The sequence below is a fragment of the Enterococcus italicus DSM 15952 genome (genome assembly GCF_000185365.1).
In the GTDB taxonomy this organism is placed as follows: Bacteria; Bacillota; Bacilli; order Lactobacillales; family Enterococcaceae; genus Enterococcus_G; species Enterococcus_G italicus.
On record NZ_GL622272.1, the window covers coordinates 1 to 875 of the forward strand.

Sequence of the window (875 nt, forward strand, 5' to 3'; positions counted from 1 at the left end):
TTTTTATTTTAATTAATTGGTTTTTTATTTTAATTAATTGGTCTACTCCAATAGTTAAAGTATGTATTTCTTTAATATATCTAATCTAATTCAGATTAGATATATTTTTAATGATTTTTAATATCTGTATGATATAAAGTTAATTCTTCCTTTTTTTTAAATTTTAGTAGATTGTTTGCTATCTCTAAATATTCTGCTTTTGATTTTAGAGCTTTGTTTATGTCAACAAAGTAACTATTAGCTATTATTGATTCTACTTGCTTTTGTATATGTTTTATCTGCTCTTCTTTATTATTTTTTGTTGTGTGATTATAAAAATCTGTTAGTTCTAAATGTAAATCTTTGTTGTATAACTTGCTCCTATCAATTACTTTAGAGCCTTCTGTTGTTTCTACAGTATATTTCTTCTGCATTTTTTCTTCTAACTTTATATAGCTACTTTCAGACCCATTGATACTGTGTATAAATTGGTAAAATTTAAGGATATTACCTTCAGATTCAATGTTAATATTTACCATAAAATCAATACCTAACAACATATCTAAGTTATCAGATTGTAGTATTCTCATATCCATATTTTCTTCTTCTGCTTGCTTTAAAAAGCAATATATCTTAAATTTTTCTAACAAAAAACTATCATATAAGGTGTTTAATCTGTAAAAAATAGCAGTCTTTAAATCTTTATGTGCTTCAGTTTTTTTAAATTCTTCTACCTCTTCAGTATTCCAGTTTTTGTAATTGTTGTAAAAATCATTAGCAACAACAGGTGCTAAATCCTTAATAAATCCTATTTTATCACCATAATTCTTTTCAAAATATTTTGATAATTCAATTTGAAAAAGTTATGTTTATTAGAGTCTTTTACTATTTCTTTT

1 protein-coding gene is annotated in these 875 nt (G+C 23.3%); it reads right to left on the bottom strand.

Translation table 11 applies throughout. From position 1 onward, the window contains the following. Nucleotides 1-107 precede the first annotated feature (107 nt). Nucleotides 108-629, bottom strand: coding sequence for a hypothetical protein (locus HMPREF9088_RS11210; RefSeq protein WP_007209377.1), 522 nt, complete (start codon nucleotides 627-629; stop codon nucleotides 108-110). Between the last annotated feature and the right edge of the window lie 246 nt (nucleotides 630-875).